The organism is Blautia sp. MCC283, assembly GCF_018785565.1.
GTDB lineage: Bacteria > Bacillota > Clostridia > Lachnospirales > Lachnospiraceae > Blautia_A.
On the sequence record NZ_WQQB01000069.1, the window covers coordinates 274006 to 291884 of the forward strand.

Sequence of the window (17879 nt, forward strand, 5' to 3'; positions counted from 1 at the left end):
TATGTCTTAATACAAAATGAAATTACAGAAACCAAAAAAATTAATGGAAGAGAAAATGGAGGAAAACGAAAATGATGACACCATCTAAGTACAAACGTCAGTATTACATGCCGCCGGTGAAATGTATGAAATGGGCGGAGAAAGAGTATGTGGATAAGGCTCCGATCTGGTGCTCTGTAGACCTTCGTGACGGAAACCAGGCACTTGTGATTCCTATGAGCCTGGAGCAGAAAGTGGAATTTTTCAAGCTTCTTGTAAAAATCGGTTTTAAGGAGATTGAGGTGGGTTTTCCGGCAGCTTCAGAGACAGAGTATGAGTTTCTTCGTACCCTGATCGAACAGAACCTGATTCCTGAGGATGTTACCATTCAGGTACTGACTCAGGCAAGAGAGCACATCATCCGCAAAACTTTTGAGGCCGTAAAGGGTGCTCCGAAAGCGATCGTTCATGTATACAATTCCACATCTGTTTCTCAGAGAGAGCAGGTATTTAAGAAATCCAAAGAAGAGATCCTGAAGATTGCGGTAGATGGCGCAGCTCTTCTGAAAAAACTGGCAGATGAGACAGAGGGTAACTTCCAGTTTGAGTACAGCCCGGAGAGTTTTACAGGAACAGAGCCGGAATATGCACTGGAAGTCTGCAACGCAGTTCTTGATGTATGGCAGCCAACGGAAGATAACAAGGCAATCATCAACCTGCCTGTTACTGTTGAACATTCCATGCCGCATGTGTATGCAAGCCAGGTGGAATACATGTGTGACAATCTGAAATACCGTGAAAACGTAATCGTTTCCCTTCATCCTCACAATGACCGTGGATGCGGTGTTGCAGATTCCGAGATGGGCCTTCTGGCAGGCGCTGACCGAATTGAGGGTACTCTCTTTGGAAATGGCGAGCGTACCGGTAATGTGGATATTGTAACACTGGGTATGAATATGTATTCCCAGGGCGTGGATCCGAAGATCGATTTTTCTGATATGCCACATATCTGTGAGGTTTATGAGAAATGTACAGGAATGCAGATTTATGAGAGAAGCCCATACAGTGGAGCTCTTGTATTTGCAGCATTTTCCGGATCTCATCAGGATGCTATCGCAAAAGGTATGCACTGGAGAGAGAATGGAGATCTGGAGCATTGGACTGTTCCGTATCTGCCGATCGATCCGACAGATGTGGGAAGAAATTACGATGCGGATGTTATCCGTATCAACAGCCAGTCCGGAAAAGGCGGCGTAGGTTATATCCTGGAAACAAAATTCGGACTGAACCTTCCACCGAAAATGCGCGAAGCTATGGGTTATGCAGCGAAAGCAGTGTCCGATCACAAACACAAAGAGCTTCATCCGGACGAGATCTTCAGCCTGTTCAAATCTACCTTCGAAAATGTGGTTGAGCCATACAGCATTAACGAAGTTCATTTCCAGCAGAAAGACGGTGGCATTGTAACTCAGGTTACTTCTACATTCCGTGGAAAAACCATTGTTACAGAAGCTACCGGCAATGGCCGTCTTGATGCAGTAAGTAATGCATTGAAGAAAGCTTATGAGCTGAAATATACACTGGAAACTTATCAGGAGCATGCGCTGGAGCGCAGTTCCACATCCAAAGCGATTGCGTATGTGGGAATCCGCAAACCGGATGGTACTCTTGCATGGGGAGCTGGCGTTGATCCGGATATCATCCGTGCGTCTATCGATGCGCTGGTAACTGCGATCAATAACCGATAAGAACAGATATAAAAAAAGAAGCTGCCGCAAAAAGCCGCTTCTTTTTTTATTGTACAGATGATATAATGGTTCGGAATGTGAGAATAACAGGAAACATAAGAGGTACAATATGAAAAATGAGAAAAAAAGCAGAAGAACTTGTCATCTGTCATCTGATCTGAAGGATATAATAAAATACATCCTGATTTTTGGTACGATCCTGGTCTTTGGAGTATATCTTCTGGCAGATGCAGAGATCCTTGGCAATGTAAAACAGCAGGAAAGACCGGAAACATCAGTGATGATCGGATCCGGAGAAAAATTTGAAACAAGTTTCTTTTGCAAAACAAACCGGCTTTCCGGGGTAGAACTTTTTTTATCTACGGAAAGTGCGTCTGTCACAGGAAGCTTTCATGTAACACTTTATCAGGAAGAAAAAAAAATTCAGGACTGGGAAACAAATCGGCTGACAATATCTGCAGGCGATACTGCGTATTTTCAACTGGATCAGAGAATCCTAAACTGTAAAGGCCAGAAATTTCGGATCATCCTGGATGAAGCAACAGGGGATACAGGTGTGGCTGCCGGTGTGATAAATAAAAAAGACGGCACGCAGACACTTGCTTACCGTGCTATTTCCAGACCATTTTCAAAGGGACTTGTGCTCATGGCTATTTCAGCGGCGTCAGTGATTATGCTGCTGGTGTTTGCGTTTCTCAGAAGGAGAAAAGTAAAGACCGAAGTATTATTTGCAGTAATTTATCTTTTTATGAGTTTTACTACTCTGGCAGCAGTTCCTGCTTTTAATTCACCGGATGAATACAGCCATTTTCTGAGAAGTTATGAAGTTTCCAGAGATCATATGACTTCAGAGGGGAATGGGGGGAATGATCTGTTTTCATATGGGAGAACTTTTAACAGCGGCCTTATCCCTGATTTTTCCTCCAAAGACCATGTTTCACTCTGGGATATCGGAGGCAATATAAATCAGCGGATCGATACCGGAAAAACACAGTTCTACGGATTTGGAAATACAGCTCTGTATGCGCCTACATCTTATCTGCCACAGGCTATAGGGATTCGGATCGCAGATCTTTTCACAGATCGTCCGATTGTTCTTGCCTATGGAGGAAGAGTCGCCAATATGTTATGTTTTGGTCTGATTTTCTTTCTGGCGATCCGTTTTACACCTGTGGGTAAAAACTTTATTGCATTGCTGGGACTCGTGCCCATGAATATCCAGTCCGCAAATTCCATGTCTGCAGATGCGCTGGCACTGGCATTGACAGTAGCCATGATCGTGTTTGTACTGTACATGCGCTATAAAGAAAAACGGGTAATGAAAAAAGGACAGCTTGTGTTAATGTATGCAGTGACGGGATTTTTGTGTTTGTGTAAAGTTGTTTATATGCCATTTTGTCTCTTTTTATTTCTGATTCCGAAGGAGCGGTTCCGGAATAAAAAGAACTACTGGCTTCATGTGGCGTGTGCGGGGACAATGATCCTGCTCTTGAGCTTTGGCTGGCTTGCAATTGCGTCCGGATATCTCTGCGAGTCGCAGCCGGGAGTAGATACGGCTGCCCAGCTTATCGGAATCCTGAAAAATCCGGTTGCTTTTATACTTACCTTTGTACGTAGCCTGGATGCGTTTGGACTGGCTTATCTTACAGAAATGGTGGGAAGTACCCTTGGCTGGCTGAATATTCCAGTCTGCAGTCTTCTGGCAGTGGGTTATCTTGTTATGATGTTACTGCAGGTTTCACGAAATAACGATGTGGAAGGAATTCGTATGGATCCTTTTGCAAAAATAATGCTGGCAGGTATCAGTATTCTGGTTTTCGGCCTGATTTTTGTTACTCTTTATGGTCAGTGGACGGCCTATGGGTATGATAAGATTCTGGGGGTTCAGGGACGTTATTTCCTGCCGCTGCTTTTGCCGGTAGTGCTTGCATTGAAGCCAAAGAGATTTGCGGAAGGTACGAACGGAACTCCGTGGGGACTGTTTCTGGGAGCCTGGAGTATCGATCTGTGTGTATATGCTACACTTTTTGTACAGGCTCTCTGTCAGTATAAATAAGCAGGTTAACCTTGTTTTGATTATAAAGTGAACAGCAACAGCTATAGGAATCTGTCGATTATGATCGGACGGAAATCCTTGACTGTATGAAGCCGCAATATTATAATCAATTATAGCGTTTCTGGAAACACTATGATAAATAACCGGAAAGAAAAAACTGTTCTGACAGAAACAAGGACAGATAGAAATACATTTTTTACAGTACAAAAGTACAATTGTTACAAAAAAATGTATTTACTATCTGTCCTTGTTTGTTTTCAAAAAGTGGATAGTTATGTGTATAACTGCGGATTCGTATGTGGAATCAATGTGGAAGGGATGTGGATAACAAATAAATGCTGTTATTATGGACAGAAATAGCTGAAAAAGCTTGACATATCACACTTTATTAAATATAATTTTCTTATACATTACAGAAATGTTACAAACATGTAAACAAAGAAAGGGAAATATAACGCAGGGAATGAAATTATGAAAGTTGAGAAAGATTTACGGGATTCTGCAGAAATACAGGATGAACGTAAAAATGGAAAAACCGCAAGGAATTCCGTGCGCAGTTTTGCAGTACTGACAGTGTGTGCAGTTTTTGCAATGGTGATCTCTTTGGGAACAAGAGGATTTGCAGAAAACGGCAATGGCAGTAAAGTCTATGCTGCTTCGGATGGTGGAACGAGATCTTCGGATGAAGAGGTAGCTGTTCCTACAGGAATTGCGGGAGTCGTTTCCGGAGTTTCCGACACACCTGTGTCGGGGAGTACAGTAACCAGGATTGGAAGTTCCTGTGAGCAGGTGATCGTAGGTCAGAGAGTACAGACTGTAAAGAATACCACAGCAGATCTCAATGTAAGCTCCTCCATGGAAAATAAAGTGAATGAACTGGATGCAAGGTCGATTACACTTGCCGAGAATCCTACGCTGATGTCAGATGAGGATTATGATACGCTTCTGCGTATTGTTGAGGCAGAAGCTGGCAGTGAGGACATCAAAGGTCGTGTATTGGTGGCAAATGTGATCATGAACCGCATGAAAAGTGATGATTTTCCCAATACAGTGACAGAAGTTGTATGGGATAACAGCGATGGAGTACCACAGTTTTCACCTACCTATGATGGAAGAATCAATGAAGTTACGGTCTCGGATGAAACAAAGGAAGCTGTGAAACAGGCACTAAAAGGCACCGATTATTCAGAAGGGGCATTGTTTTTTATCCAGAAATCCGCGGCGGAAGCTCATAACATTAAATGGTTTGAAAAAGATCTCAGAAAGCTTTTCAAGTATGGAGTCCATGAATTTTATACATACAAATAAAAAGTGCTGATTCAGCACTGGACAGAACGCCGGTAGAGAAAAAGAGCCGGCGTTTTGTTTTTTTGGAGAAAAACAATTTCAGGTTTTTTTTAAAGTGGTGGCATTTTCCATAATTCCATGCTATAATGTGATAACGTTAGAAAGAAAACGAATATTTTACAATAGAAAGGCGGAACACCAATGCAGGTATTGTACAAAAGCACCAGAGGAAAAGAGCAGGCAGTTACAGCGTCAATGGCCATACTGAAAGGCCTTTCTGAGGACGGCGGACTGTTCGTGCCTGAGCGCATTCCACAGTTGGATGTACCAATGGACAAACTGGCTCAGATGACTTATCAGGAAACAGCATATGAGGTAATGAGCCGTTTTCTCACAGATTTTACAGAGGAAGAGCTTAAGAACTGTATCAGCAAGGCATATGACAGCAAATTTGATACAGAAAAGATCGCTCCTCTTCATGAAGCCTGTGGAGCTTATTTTCTGGAGCTGTTCCACGGCGCAACTATTGCGTTTAAGGATATGGCCCTTTCCATCCTTCCTCATCTGATGACAACAGCAGCGAAGAAGAACCATGTGAAAAATGAGATCGTAATTCTTACCGCAACATCCGGAGATACCGGTAAAGCTGCCATGGCAGGTTTTGCAGATGTACCGGGAACCAAAATTATCGTATTCTATCCGAAACATGGCGTCAGCCCGATTCAGGAGAAACAGATGGTAACCCAGAAGGGAGCCAATACTTATGTGGTAGGTATTACCGGAAACTTTGACGATGCCCAGACTGCAGTTAAGAAGATGTTTAATGATCATGAGATGGCAGCAGAGCTGGATCAGGCAGGCTTCCAGTTTTCATCCGCAAATTCTATCAATATCGGACGACTTGTTCCGCAGATTGTATATTATGTATACGCTTATGCAACACTGGTACGTGACGGTAAGATCAAAGACGGACAGGAGATCAATGTGGTAGTTCCTACCGGAAACTTTGGAAATATTCTTGCCGCATACTATGCAAAACAGATGGGACTTCCGATCCACAAACTGATCTGTGCATCCAATGAGAATCGTGTTCTCTATGATTTCTTCCGCACAGGAACCTACGACAGAAAGAGAGATTTCATTCTTACGACTTCTCCTTCCATGGATATCCTGATCTCCAGCAACCTGGAGCGTCTGATCTATCGCCTTACAGGAGAGAATGCTGAGAAATGTGCAGAGCTTATGAAATCTTTAAGTGAGGGCGGAGAGTATACCATTACAGAAGAGATGAAAGCACAGCTCGGCGATTTCTATGGTAATTTCTGCAGTGAGGAAGAGACTGCAAATACCATCAGCGAAATCTATAAAGACAGCAATTATGTAATTGATACACATACTGCAGTTGCCGCAGGCGTATATAAGAAATATGTAAGTGAGACAGATGATCATCTTCCAACTGTTATTGCTTCTACAGCCAGTCCATATAAATTTACAAGAAGTGTTATGGATGCGCTTGGGGAAGATCATAAAGATCTGGATGATTTTGGCCTGGTAGATGCATTATCCGCGCTTTCAAAAGTGCCGGTTCCGCGTGCTGTTGAGGAGATCCGTACTGCACCGGTTCTTCATGATAAAGTGGTAGATGCAGTGGATATGCCAGCAGCAGTAAAAGAGATTCTTAACATTAAATAATAAAAATCAGTAAGAATGTGTATTTTCTGTTGAAAAAGCACAAATACTGGTTTATAATAAAAACAACGAAAACCGAATCCTGGAATGTTCGATCCCCCTTTTCTTTTTGAACCTACATTGACATTTTGGGAATCCAAAATCGCAGGTTGGATGTCAGACCTCACGTCGTGGTAGGCAGAAGACACTGTTGAGGATACCCACCTAGCATCTGCTAGGCGTCAAAAATAAGGGAACGGCATCCCGGGATTAATCGGTTAAAGACATAGAGCCGGTTGATGGCTCTTTTTTCATATATGGGAGGAATTACAGCATGAGTGTTTCTGAGAGAAAATTTGGAACACTTCCTACAGGGGAAGAAGTAAAGATCTATCATCTTGAGAATAAAAAGGGCGCCTATGTCGAGGTACTTCAGTATGGCGCTATCCTGGTGAAAGTATGCGTGCCGGATAAGAATGGAGAACTTAAGGATGTGGTTCTGGGATATGACGATATGGAAAGTTATGAAGTGAATGGCTGCTTCTTTGGTGCGATCATTGGAAGAAGTGGAAACCGTATCGAAAATTCCAGATTTTTTATTGATGATAAAGAAGTGATTCTTACAGAGAATGAAAATCATAATAATCTGCACAGTGGTCCTGATGGCTTCGAGAAAAAACTCTGGGCGGTAAAAGAAATTTCCCAGGATAAGAACAGCGTGGATTTCTTCCGCATCAGTCCGGATGGTGAAAATGGTTTTCCGGGAGAATTTTCGATTGTTGTGAAATATGAATTCACCGAGGAAAATGAACTGAAGATCTTTTACAGAGGACGCTCCGATGCGGCAACGGTTGCCAATATGACCAACCATTCCTATTTTAATCTGAAAGGGGAGGGCAGTGGAGATGTACTTGACCAGGAAGTATGCATTCATGCGAAATATTTTACTCCTGTGAAAGACAGTCAGTCCATTCCTACCGGTGAATATGCGCCGGTAGCAGGAACGCCGATGGATTTTAATGTTGCGAAACCAATCGGCAGAGATATTGAGGCTGATTTTGAGCAGCTGAAGTTTACGGGTGGTTATGATCATAACTATGTAACTGACAATTATGCCAAGGGTAATGTCCGTTCCATTGCCAGTGCGTACTGTAAGGAATCCGGGATTGGAATGGAAGTTTCTTCTGACTGCCCGTGTGTACAGTTCTATGCAGGTAATTTTGTCAAGGATGAGAAGGGTAAGAACGACCATGTTTATCATGAACGGTATGGATTCTGCCTGGAAACACAGGTGGAGCCAAATGCGGTAAATGTGGACGATTTCCACTCTCCGATCCTGCGTCCCGGTGAAGAATACAGTTCAGAGACTGTTTACCGTTTCTGGGTGAAATAGGGAAGAAACAAAAAATAAAAGAGGTGTAATAAAGCAATGCAGATACGTGTGGCAGAAGAAAAAGATGCGGCAGCACTGGTAGAGATTTATTCCTACTATGTAGAAAAAACGGCGATCACATTTGAATATGAAACACCGTCCACAGAGGAATTTGTGGAAAGAATTCATAACATAAAAGAAAAATATCCATATATTGTGGCAGAAGAGAACGGAGAAATCCTGGGTTATGCCTATGGCTCTGCCTTTCATCCAAGAGCTGCTTATGGGTGGTGCGCTGAAATGTCCATCTATGTGAAACATGATCGAAGAGGCAGCGGTGCAGGCGGAAGACTCTACCGTGCCCTGGAAAGTCTTCTTGCGGAGATGGGAGTGCTGAACCTGAATGCGTGTATTGCGGTGGCACCGAAAGAAGATGAATATCTGACTAATGCCAGTGTGGACTTTCATAAACATTTTGGATATAAACGCGTGGGAGAGTTCCACAGATGCGGATATAAGTTTAACCGCTGGTATAATATGATATGGATGGAAAAGATGATTGGCGAACATAAAAGTGTACAGCCGGAAGTAAAAGCTTTTCCGAAAATCCAGGATAAGATTGGCTTTGAACGGTTTTCCTGGTAAAAAAACTTGAGGGGGTCAGCATGGACGAGGAAAAGAAAAATATAATCCAGCTCATGCTGGGGTTTGTGCGAAGGGCAAACGGAGATCATGTCAGTGCATATGCGGCCCAGGCAGCGTATTTTTTGATCATGTCTTTTATCCCGTTTATCCTTTTTCTCACAACACTGATCCGTTACACACCGTTAAGCTATAATGTAGTCCGGGACGCCATTGTCGGTTTTGTGCCCGGAAATCTGCAGACTTTTGTGCTGAGCATTGTAGTGGAAGTGTACAAAAGAAGCACAGCGATCGTCCCGTTGTCTGCGCTGATGGCGCTTTGGGCATCCGGAAAGGGAATGCAGGCTATTATTAACGGTCTGAATACCATTTATCATGTGAAGGAAACACGAAACTGGCTGATGAACCGGATCTATTCGGTTTTTTATATGCTGCTGTTTGTTCTGGCGATCATTGTTACCCTTCTGGTTCTGGTCCTTGGTAACCGGATCCAGATGGCTGTACAAAAAACGATTCCAATTCTGGGACGACTGATGGCCAGGATCATGGGAGCCAGGACATTGCTGGTGTTTGCGGTACTGTTTGTGGTATTTCTGGTGTTGTATAAAGTGCTGCCCAACCGGAAGGCAACCTTTAAAAGCCAGCTTCCCGGAGCGTTTATCATTGCTACGGCATGGCTGATCTTTTCCTATGGATTTTCTCTGTATTTTGAATTTTTTCCGAATTTCGGAAATATGTATGGAAGCCTGACTGCACTGATCATGGTAATGCTGTGGCTGTATGTGTGTATGAACCTGATTCTTTACGGGGCAGAGATTAATGCATACTTCGAAAATGAATTCCGAAAAGCCCAGAAATCCGTAAAAACTCTCCTTACCAAGAAAGAAAATGAAAAAAACAGCTCCAAAGAATCCTGACTTTGCGCTTGACAGAAAGCAGACCTTGTGGCATAGTATTAAAAGACAGAAAAGCTGTGAAGGTGTTTATAGAGGATCATTTTCTCACAGAGAAGGGAGGTCGCCGGCTGTAAGCTTCCCCGGGTTCAGATGATTCTTGAATTTCCCACCGGAGCTTCCTCTCTGAAGTAACAGTAGGAGATGACGTGCGCTGCGCGTTAAGCAGATAAGAGGTGCCCGTGATCTTTTCATGGGAAACTGGGTGGTACCGCGGATATTCCGTCCCTTTTATAAGGGACGGTTTTTTTATTGCCTGTATCTGAATTTTCGGGGCAGGCGGCGTATCATTTGATTATTTTAATTAAAGGAGAAATAGACCATGGATATGAAAGAAAGACTTCAGGAACTGGCTGAGAATGCCAGAAAACGGATCGAGGAATCCGAGGGCCTGGACAAGCTGAATGATGTGCGTGTTGCATATCTTGGAAAAAAAGGTGAGCTTACAGCAATCTTAAAAGGTATGAAAGATGTTGCTCCGGAAGAGCGTCCGAAAGTTGGTCAGCTTGTCAATGAGACAAGAGCCAAGATCGAGGAACTTCTGGAAGCTTCCAAGAAAGATTTCGAGGAGAAAGTCCGCGAGGAAAAAATGAAGGCCGAAGTGATCGATGTAACACTTCCTGCAAAGAAAGCAAAAATTGGTCATCGTCATCCGAACACCATCGCTCTGGAAGAAGTTGAGCGTATTTTCATCGGAATGGGATATGAGGTTGTAGAAGGTCCGGAAGTTGAGTATGCGGATTACAACTTTACAAAACTGAACATTCCGGAGAACCATCCGGCAAGAGACGAGCAGGATACTTTCTTTATCAACGATTCCATTCTGCTTCGTTCCCAGACATCACCGGTTCAGGCACGTGAGATGGAAAAGGGCAAACTCCCGATCCGTATGATCGCACCTGGTCGTGTATTCCGTTCTGATGAGGTAGATGCAACACATTCTCCTTCCTTCCATCAGATTGAAGGTCTCGTTATTGATAAGAACGTTACCTTTGCAGACCTTAAGGGAACGCTTCAGGAGTTTGCAAAAGAGCTGTTCGGACCGGAGACAAAAACCAAATTCCGTCCGCATCATTTCCCGTTCACAGAGCCAAGCGCTGAGGTTGATGTTTCATGCTTCAAATGTGGAGGAAAAGGCTGCCGTTTCTGCAAAGGCTCCGGCTGGATTGAAATCCTTGGCTGTGGTATGGTTCATCCGAATGTTCTCCGTATGTGCGGAATCGATCCGGATGAATATACAGGATTTGCTTTTGGTGTGGGTCTGGAGCGTATCGCGCTTCTGAAATATGAGATTGATGATATGCGTCTTCTCTATGAGAATGACAGCAGATTCCTGAAACAGTTCTAAAACAGCGAATGCGGATGATGAGTGTCCGCCTGACAGTAAATATAGAAAAAAAGAAGGGACAACCAAAATGAATACTTCATTATCTTGGATTAAAACATATGTGCCGGATCTGGATGTAACGGCACAGGAATATACAGATGCCATGACTTTAACAGGCACAAAGGTAGAAGGCTTTACAGAGCTGGATGCAGATCTTGACAAGATCGTGATCGGCCAGATCGACAAGATCGAGAAACATCCGGATGCAGATAAGCTGATCATCTGCCAGGTAAACATCGGAACGGAGAGCGTACAGATCGTAACAGGTGCTCCCAATGTAAAAGAGGGAGACAAAGTTCCGGTTGTTCTTGACGGTGGACGTGTTGCAGGCGGTCATGATGGAAAAATGACTCCTGGTGGAATCAAGATCAAAAAAGGTAAACTCCGTGGAGTTGAGTCCTGTGGTATGATGTGCTCTATTGAGGAGCTTGGAAGTACAAGAGAGATGTACCCGGAGGCACCGGAGTACGGCATCTATATTTTCCCGGAGGATGCAGTAGTTGGTGAGAGCGCGATTAAGGCACTTGGTCTTGACGATGTGGTATTTGAGTACGAGATCACTTCCAACCGTGTAGACTGCTACGGCGTTCTTGGAATCGCAAGAGAGGCAGCAGCAACTTTCCAGAAGAAATTCTGTCCGCCGGTTGTAGAGGTTAAGGGAAATGATGAGAATGCTTCCGATTATGTAAAAGTTACTGTAGAAGATCCGGAGCTTTGCCCGCGTTACTGTGCAAGAGTTGTAAAAAATGTCAAGATCGGTCCGTCCCCGAAGTGGATGCAGAGATGCCTGGCTTCCAATGGAATCCGCCCGATCAACAACCTGGTTGATATCACAAACTATGTAATGGAAGAGTTTGGCCAGCCAATGCATGCTTATGACCTGGATACCATCGCAAACAGAGAGATCATTGTGCGCCGCGCAGGAAAAGATGAGAAATTCGTTACACTGGATGGCCAGGAGCGCACCATGGATGAGAACGTTCTGATGATCTGTGACGGCGAAAAAGCGGTCGGCATCGCTGGTATCATGGGCGGCGAGAACTCCATGATCACAGACGATGTAAAAACCGTTCTTTTTGAGGCTGCATGCTTTGATGGAACCAGCATCCGTCTTTCTTCCAAGAGAATCGGCCTTCGTACAGATGCATCCGGTAAATTTGAGAAAGGCCTTGACCCGAACAACGCACAGGCTGCCATCGACCGTGCATGCCAGCTGATGGAAGAGCTTGGTGCCGGCGAGGTTGTAGGTGGTATGGTTGATGTCTGCAACGAGACAAGAGAGCCATCCAGAGTAAAATTTGAGCCTGAGAAGATCAACAAACTTCTTGGAACCAACCTTACAAAAGAAGAGATGCTCGGTTATCTTGGACGTGTAGAGCTGGCTTATGATGAGAAAACAGACGAGATCGTTGCACCGACATTCCGTCAGGATATCCACTGCAATGCAGATGTTGCAGAGGAGGTTGCAAGATTCTACGGCTATGATAAGATCCCGATGACACTTCCTACCGGAGAGGCTACCACAGGTAAGCTTCCATTCAAGCTTCGTATCCAGGAAGTCGCAAGAGATATTGCAGAGTACTGCGGATTCTCAGAGGGAATGTCCTATTCTTTCGAAAGCCCGAAGGTATTTGACAAGCTCTGCATTCCTGAGGACAGTGATCTTCGAAAAGTCATCACCATCAGTAATCCTCTTGGAGAGGACTACAGCATCATGCGTACAAGCACACTGAACGGTATGCTGGCATCCCTTTCCACAAACTATAACAGACGTAATAAAGATGTTCGTCTCTACGAACTTGGAAATATCTATCTTCCGAAGTCCCTTCCGGTCACAGAGCTTCCGGATGAGCGTACCATGTTTACACTTGGAATGTACGGAAAAGGCGATTTCTTTGATATGAAGGGTGTATGCGAGGAGTTCTTCGAGAAGATCGGAATGAAGAAAAAAGTTACCTACGATCCGAACAGCGAGAAGCCATTCCTTCATCCTGGAAGACAGGCAAACATGATCTACGAGGGTAAAGTTGTCGGATACTTAGGTGAGGTTCACCCATCTGTTGCAGACAATTACTCCATCGGAGAGAAAGCATATATCGCAGTGATCGATATCCTGGATATTCTGGAATTTGCAGGCTTCAACCACAAATATACAGGAATTGCCAAATATCCGGCTGTAACACGTGATTTAAGTCTTGTAGTTCCTCATGCAGTTCTTGCCGGCCAGATCGAGGAAATCTTTGATCAGAGAGGCGGAAATATCCTGGAAAGCTATCAGCTGTTTGATATCTACGAGGGAGCGCAGATCGAGAAGGGATTCAAATCCATGGCTTATTCTCTGGTATTCCGTGCCCATGACAAGACTCTTGGTGAGAATGAGATTTCCGCAGCAATGAAGAAGATCATGAATGGTCTCAACGGACTTGGAATCGAGCTGAGAAGCTGATGCTGATCTACATTGTAAGACATGGCCTGACAGAGTGGAATAAATTAAAAAAACTTCAGGGTATTGCCGATGTGCCCCTTGCAGAGGAAGGCATTCTCCTTGCTGAAAAAACGGGAGAAGCTCTCCGGGGGGTGAAATTTGACATCTGTTTTACAAGTCCGCTCTCAAGGGCAAGGCAGACAGCAGAATGTGTTCTGGGAAAACGTGATGTCCCGATCATACCGGATAAGCGGATTCAGGAGATTAACTTTGGCGTGCTGGAAGGCGACCAGGTAAGAGATGCTGCTGGCAATTATATTGATCCGCAGATTGAGACTTTTTTCCGTGATCCGGTAAATTTTAAACGGCCGGAAAACGGCGAGGATATTTTTGATGTGATTGCCAGGACAAAAGATTTCTGGGATGAAAAAACATCAGATCCGGCGCTTGCGGACAAAACGATTCTGGTTGCTTCCCATGGATGTGCAGTCCGGGCGCTTCTTCAGAATGTGGATCCGGATCCGAAAAATTTCTGGCGCGGTTGTGTCCCGCCAAACTGCTGTGTCAATCTTGTGGAAGTGAAGAATGGAAAAACAACGCTTCTGGAAGAAGATAAAGTTTATGCATAAAAAATAATGAAAAACGCAGAATAACTGTAATGGTTGTTCTGCGTTTTTTGGTAAAAATATACAGGTTACAATTGACTAATCGTAATAAATTGAGATAAAATATACAAAAGAAATAAATGATTCAGAAAAATAAAAGTTAAACTCTCCTAATTGTATAAAAATGCAGAATTGCGTTGAAATTATTTGGCCGAATCAAGGAAGTTAAACTGCGAAGCAGTTATTCGGTTATGAGCAAGCAGCGAATGCTTTGATCCACTTGACGGAGAGAGAATAAGTGCTGACAGTGATGTGACATATGGAATGGGGTGAGTATATGCAGTCATTAAATGAAACAAAAGCAGGGGAAAGCTACACGATCAAGTGGATGACCGGAATGCCGGAAACTATGGAACAGATCAGGCGGTATGATGTCAGTGAAGGAAAGACCGTGCAGATCATAAGCAGGATTCTCGGTGGAGTAATCGTAGGCGTTCAGGGACATCGGATTCTGATCAGTGATGATGCAGCCTGTCGTATAAAAGTATAAATAAGAAAAATGTTGAAAGGACAATTCTTTTTGCGGGAATTGTCCTTTTTGGTTGTTTTGGGAATGCGGTTATGATAGTATGATAAAAAAGAAAACTTTTTTTCAAAAATAAATACGGGGAGGCAGATTATGGGAAAAAAGTTTATGAATACAGTGCTGTTTCTGCTTGTTGCAGTGGCAGCAGCGACTCTGACCGCTTATGTGGGAAAGGGTTCCGGAAATGTACTGTTTTATAATTTTGCATTTCTGGGAATTATGGTGATCATTTATGCTGTCGGTCTTTTTGCCGGACTGTACAGAATGGATAACCTGACGACTGCGCTGAAACATGGAGCCAGTGAGATTACCGATGTATTCCAGCTTCCGGGAAGGGCGAAGAAGGAAGAAATCGGGCAGTTACGAGGAATCTTCGGTGACCGGTATCTGGATAAAAAAATGGATGATTTTGTGGACAGCATCAGCCGGACAGAAGAAGGAATCGCTGAGGTTGAGGACTTTGTAAATATTGATGATGTGGATGTTCATATTCACAAAAGGCTTCTGGAAATGGCACCTGATATTTTTACAAGTCTTGGTATCCTTGGAACATTCATTGGTCTTGTCTGGGGACTGAAAAATTTTCAGCCTACAGATTATGAGGTAATGACAAATTCTGTATCTGCTCTTGTAGATGGTATAAAAGTTGCCTTTCTTACTTCTATCTATGGTGTCGCACTTTCGGTTGTGTATACATTTGGTATGAAGAGTGGTTATTCGTCTATGTCTCAGGCAATGCAGGATTTTCTGGACCGTTTTCATGCTCTGGTATTGCCGACTGCGGAGAATGAATCCTGGAATCTTCTGGTTTCCAGCCAGAAGACTCAGACAGAAGCTATGAAACAGATGGCAGAACAGTTTTCTGTACAGATGGCGGACAGCTTCGAAAAAGTTATCACACCTACATTCCAGAAGATGAATGATTCTCTGGATGTACTTACCGCGTCTGTTACGAAGGGTCAGCAGGATGCGATCAGGGAAATCCTGGATTCATTTTTGAGTGAGATGCATGGATCGTTTCAGCTTCAGTTTGAGGATTTCAATGATGCGCTGGTTGAACTTAAGAAGGCTCAGAAAGATAATACAGAATACACGTCAGAGCTGTATAAGACGATGAGCAGCCAGTTAAGTGAGACTTTTTCAAAACAGGAACGTGCCATGCGTGACGCGATTGCGGAAATTGACGAGATGCAGAGTAAATATATGAAGACTGCAGATCGGATCATCCGTGATAACCAGATGATTCAGCAGCTCCAGAAAAGGGATTATGAGAAACTGGCAGAGCATATGCATGAGAATGAAAAAGCTTCTGCAGATTTATGGAAATCCTGTAATGAGTCCATGCGCCAGTATGTGGACAGTGCCGCAGAGGGAATGAAGACTGCCGCAGATTCCAATAAGATCAGTGCAGAACTTTTGCGGGAAGATAAAAAGCTGATCGAGAGCTTTGAGACGAAACTGAACGAGTTTACAGAGAGCCAGAAAATGGTAAACAGTACTCTGGATGAAGTTCGCAGGCTTCTTTCTGAGATCAAGACTGCAAAGAACAACCGGGATATTCATCTTGTTGCGGGACAGCCATGGGGATATGGTGGCAGTGCAGGCGTGCAGGAACTGAAAGATAAACTTACCAGTCTTGAAGATCTTCTGGATGGCCAGGGAGCGAGACAGGAGGCTCTTCTTGATGAGATCGAGAGAAGTATCCGTGAAATGACGAAAGTAGCCCAGAAAGGGCGTTTTGGCTTGTTTAAATAAGAAGAGAGGAATTGTTGATGCACAAAAAAAGAAGGCCGGAGGATCACGGGTTTAATATCTGGCGCTCTTATTCAGACATGATGGCGGGGGTTTTACTGCTTTTTGTACTGATCATGTGTGTGACTCTTTTTCAGGCACAGAAGAGTTATAATGACAGTCTGAAGGAACGGGATGAAAAAATTGCTCTTCAGGAAAAGTATACGGAGGAGCTTCTTGAAAAACAGAGTGCGCTGGATAAGCAGGCGGGGACGTTAAAGAGCCAGGATGAGCAGATCAAGTCCAAAGATGAACAGATCAAGTCTCAGGATAAGGAGCTGACTTCTCTGGCAGAGAAACTTGAGGAGCAGCAGAAAACACTTGAGGAGCAGCAAAAGAAGCTTACAGAACAGGAGAAAAAGCTGGATTCCCAGAAGAAAAAACTTGCAAAACAGCAGGATACTCTGGAAGAACAGCAGTCTGCGTTGGATGAAAAAACAGAACTCCTGAATACGCAGCAGGAAAAGATCGATAAAATTATTGGTGTGAAGGCTGAGGTCGTGGAGGCTTTACAGAAGGAATTTGCAAAAAAGAATCTGAATGTGGATATTGATTCTCAGACAGGTGCACTGACATTGAATGCCAGTGTTATGTTTGATTATGATCAGGCGGAACTGACAGATTCCGGTAAACGGACGTTGTCTATGGTGCTTCCTACATACTGTAAAGTGCTGCTGAATGATTCTTATAAAAAGTATCTGGGTGAGATTATTATTGATGGATATACGGATACTGACGGAGATTACAGTTATAATCTGGAACTGTCTCAGAAAAGGTCTCTGGCAGTAGCTCAATATCTTCTGGATATCAAAAGCGAGTTTTTGAAGGATGTACAGGTTCAGGAATTGCAGGATTGTCTGACGGTTAATGGGCATTCCATGTCGGATCCGGTTCTGGATGCGGATGGAAAAGTAGACAAAGATGCTTCCAGGCGCGTGGAGGTGAAGTTCCGTTTGAAGGATGAGGAGATGATCCAGGAGTTGAATAAGATTATGCAGGGGGATGCTTCTTCTAGTGTGGATAAGATAGCGGCGGAGTCGGGGAAGGATTCTGCGAAGGATTCGGGTACTGGGAAGGCGAGTGCTAAGAAAAAGTAAATTGGGATTGATGGAAGCTTCAGGCTGTTTGGGACATGGCCTGGAGCTTTTTTGCTTGGGGTTTGTCGGAGGAGTACTGGGACTTTGTGAGGTGGATGGAAAGGCGGACGCCAGGAGGGAGAGGATATCGGCTTGGGCAGGGACTCCGTCGGGGGATACAGCTATGGCTCCGTGAGGTGGATGGAAAGGCGGACGCCAGAGGAAGAGGATATCGGCCCGGGCAAGGACTCCGTCGGGGGATACAACTAAGATTCCGTGAGATGGCTAAAAGCATTGCGGCAGG

Annotated in this window: 13 protein-coding genes, 1 other RNA gene and 1 other annotated feature; all 14 genes read left to right on the forward strand. The window is 44.0% G+C overall.

What is annotated here, in order from left to right; genetic code table 11:
• Positions 1–71: 71 nt before the first annotated feature.
• The 14 genes from GPK81_RS17725 (at position 72) to GPK81_RS17790 (ending at position 17596) form a co-directional block, all read left to right on the forward strand.
• A complete protein-coding gene (locus GPK81_RS17725; RefSeq protein WP_021976306.1) occupies positions 72–1727 on the forward strand; it encodes a 2-isopropylmalate synthase in 1656 nt (551 codons plus the stop codon).
• A 109-nt stretch (positions 1728–1836) separates the two neighbouring features.
• Complete coding sequence (locus tag GPK81_RS17730; RefSeq protein ID WP_215707427.1) at positions 1837–3783, forward strand: DUF2142 domain-containing protein; 1947 nt, start codon at positions 1837–1839, stop codon at positions 3781–3783.
• A 471-nt stretch (positions 3784–4254) separates the two neighbouring features.
• Positions 4255–5091 (forward strand): cell wall hydrolase, encoded by an 837-nt coding sequence (locus GPK81_RS17735; RefSeq protein WP_021976308.1) that lies wholly within the window; start codon positions 4255–4257, stop codon positions 5089–5091.
• A gap of 180 nt (positions 5092–5271) precedes the next feature.
• Positions 5272–6762, forward strand: coding sequence for a threonine synthase (thrC, locus tag GPK81_RS17740; RefSeq protein ID WP_118064177.1), 1491 nt, complete (start codon positions 5272–5274; stop codon positions 6760–6762).
• Between the two features lie 73 nt (positions 6763–6835).
• A non-coding RNA gene (ssrS, locus tag GPK81_RS17745) (6S RNA) lies at positions 6836–7013 on the forward strand.
• A gap of 59 nt (positions 7014–7072) precedes the next feature.
• Positions 7073–8131, forward strand: coding sequence for an aldose epimerase family protein (locus GPK81_RS17750; RefSeq protein WP_021976310.1), 1059 nt, complete (start codon positions 7073–7075; stop codon positions 8129–8131).
• Positions 8132–8167: 36 nt separating this feature from the next.
• The gene (locus GPK81_RS17755) at positions 8168–8755 is read left to right on the forward strand and encodes a GNAT family N-acetyltransferase (protein WP_215707428.1); all 588 of its coding nucleotides are present in this window, start codon (positions 8168–8170) and stop codon (positions 8753–8755) included.
• 20 nt (positions 8756–8775) lie between these two features.
• The gene (locus GPK81_RS17760; protein ID WP_021976312.1) at positions 8776–9669 is read left to right on the forward strand and encodes a YihY/virulence factor BrkB family protein; all 894 of its coding nucleotides are present in this window, start codon (positions 8776–8778) and stop codon (positions 9667–9669) included.
• Positions 9670–9716: 47 nt separating this feature from the next.
• Positions 9717–9938 (forward strand) — a binding site (T-box leader).
• Between the two features lie 95 nt (positions 9939–10033).
• Complete coding sequence (gene pheS / locus GPK81_RS17765) at positions 10034–11053, forward strand: phenylalanine--tRNA ligase subunit alpha (protein WP_118064244.1); 1020 nt, start codon at positions 10034–10036, stop codon at positions 11051–11053.
• A gap of 67 nt (positions 11054–11120) precedes the next feature.
• A complete protein-coding gene (pheT, locus tag GPK81_RS17770) occupies positions 11121–13538 on the forward strand; it encodes a phenylalanine--tRNA ligase subunit beta (RefSeq protein WP_215707429.1) in 2418 nt (805 codons plus the stop codon).
• On the forward strand, positions 13538–14146 hold the full coding sequence (locus GPK81_RS17775) for a histidine phosphatase family protein (protein ID WP_118071837.1): 609 nt from the start codon (positions 13538–13540) through the stop codon (positions 14144–14146). The genes pheT and GPK81_RS17775 overlap by 1 nt, the downstream gene beginning before the upstream one ends.
• 313 nt (positions 14147–14459) lie before the next feature.
• Positions 14460–14672 (forward strand): FeoA domain-containing protein, encoded by a 213-nt coding sequence (locus tag GPK81_RS17780; RefSeq protein WP_174088139.1) that lies wholly within the window; start codon positions 14460–14462, stop codon positions 14670–14672.
• A gap of 129 nt (positions 14673–14801) precedes the next feature.
• Positions 14802–16463, forward strand: a complete 1662-nt coding sequence (locus GPK81_RS17785; RefSeq protein WP_021976317.1) for a MotA/TolQ/ExbB proton channel family protein — start codon at positions 14802–14804, stop codon at positions 16461–16463.
• 17 nt (positions 16464–16480) lie between these two features.
• Entirely contained in the window at positions 16481–17596 is a 1116-nt protein-coding gene (locus GPK81_RS17790; RefSeq protein ID WP_174088138.1) for an OmpA family protein, read from the forward strand.
• The last annotated feature ends 283 nt before the right edge of the window (positions 17597–17879 follow it).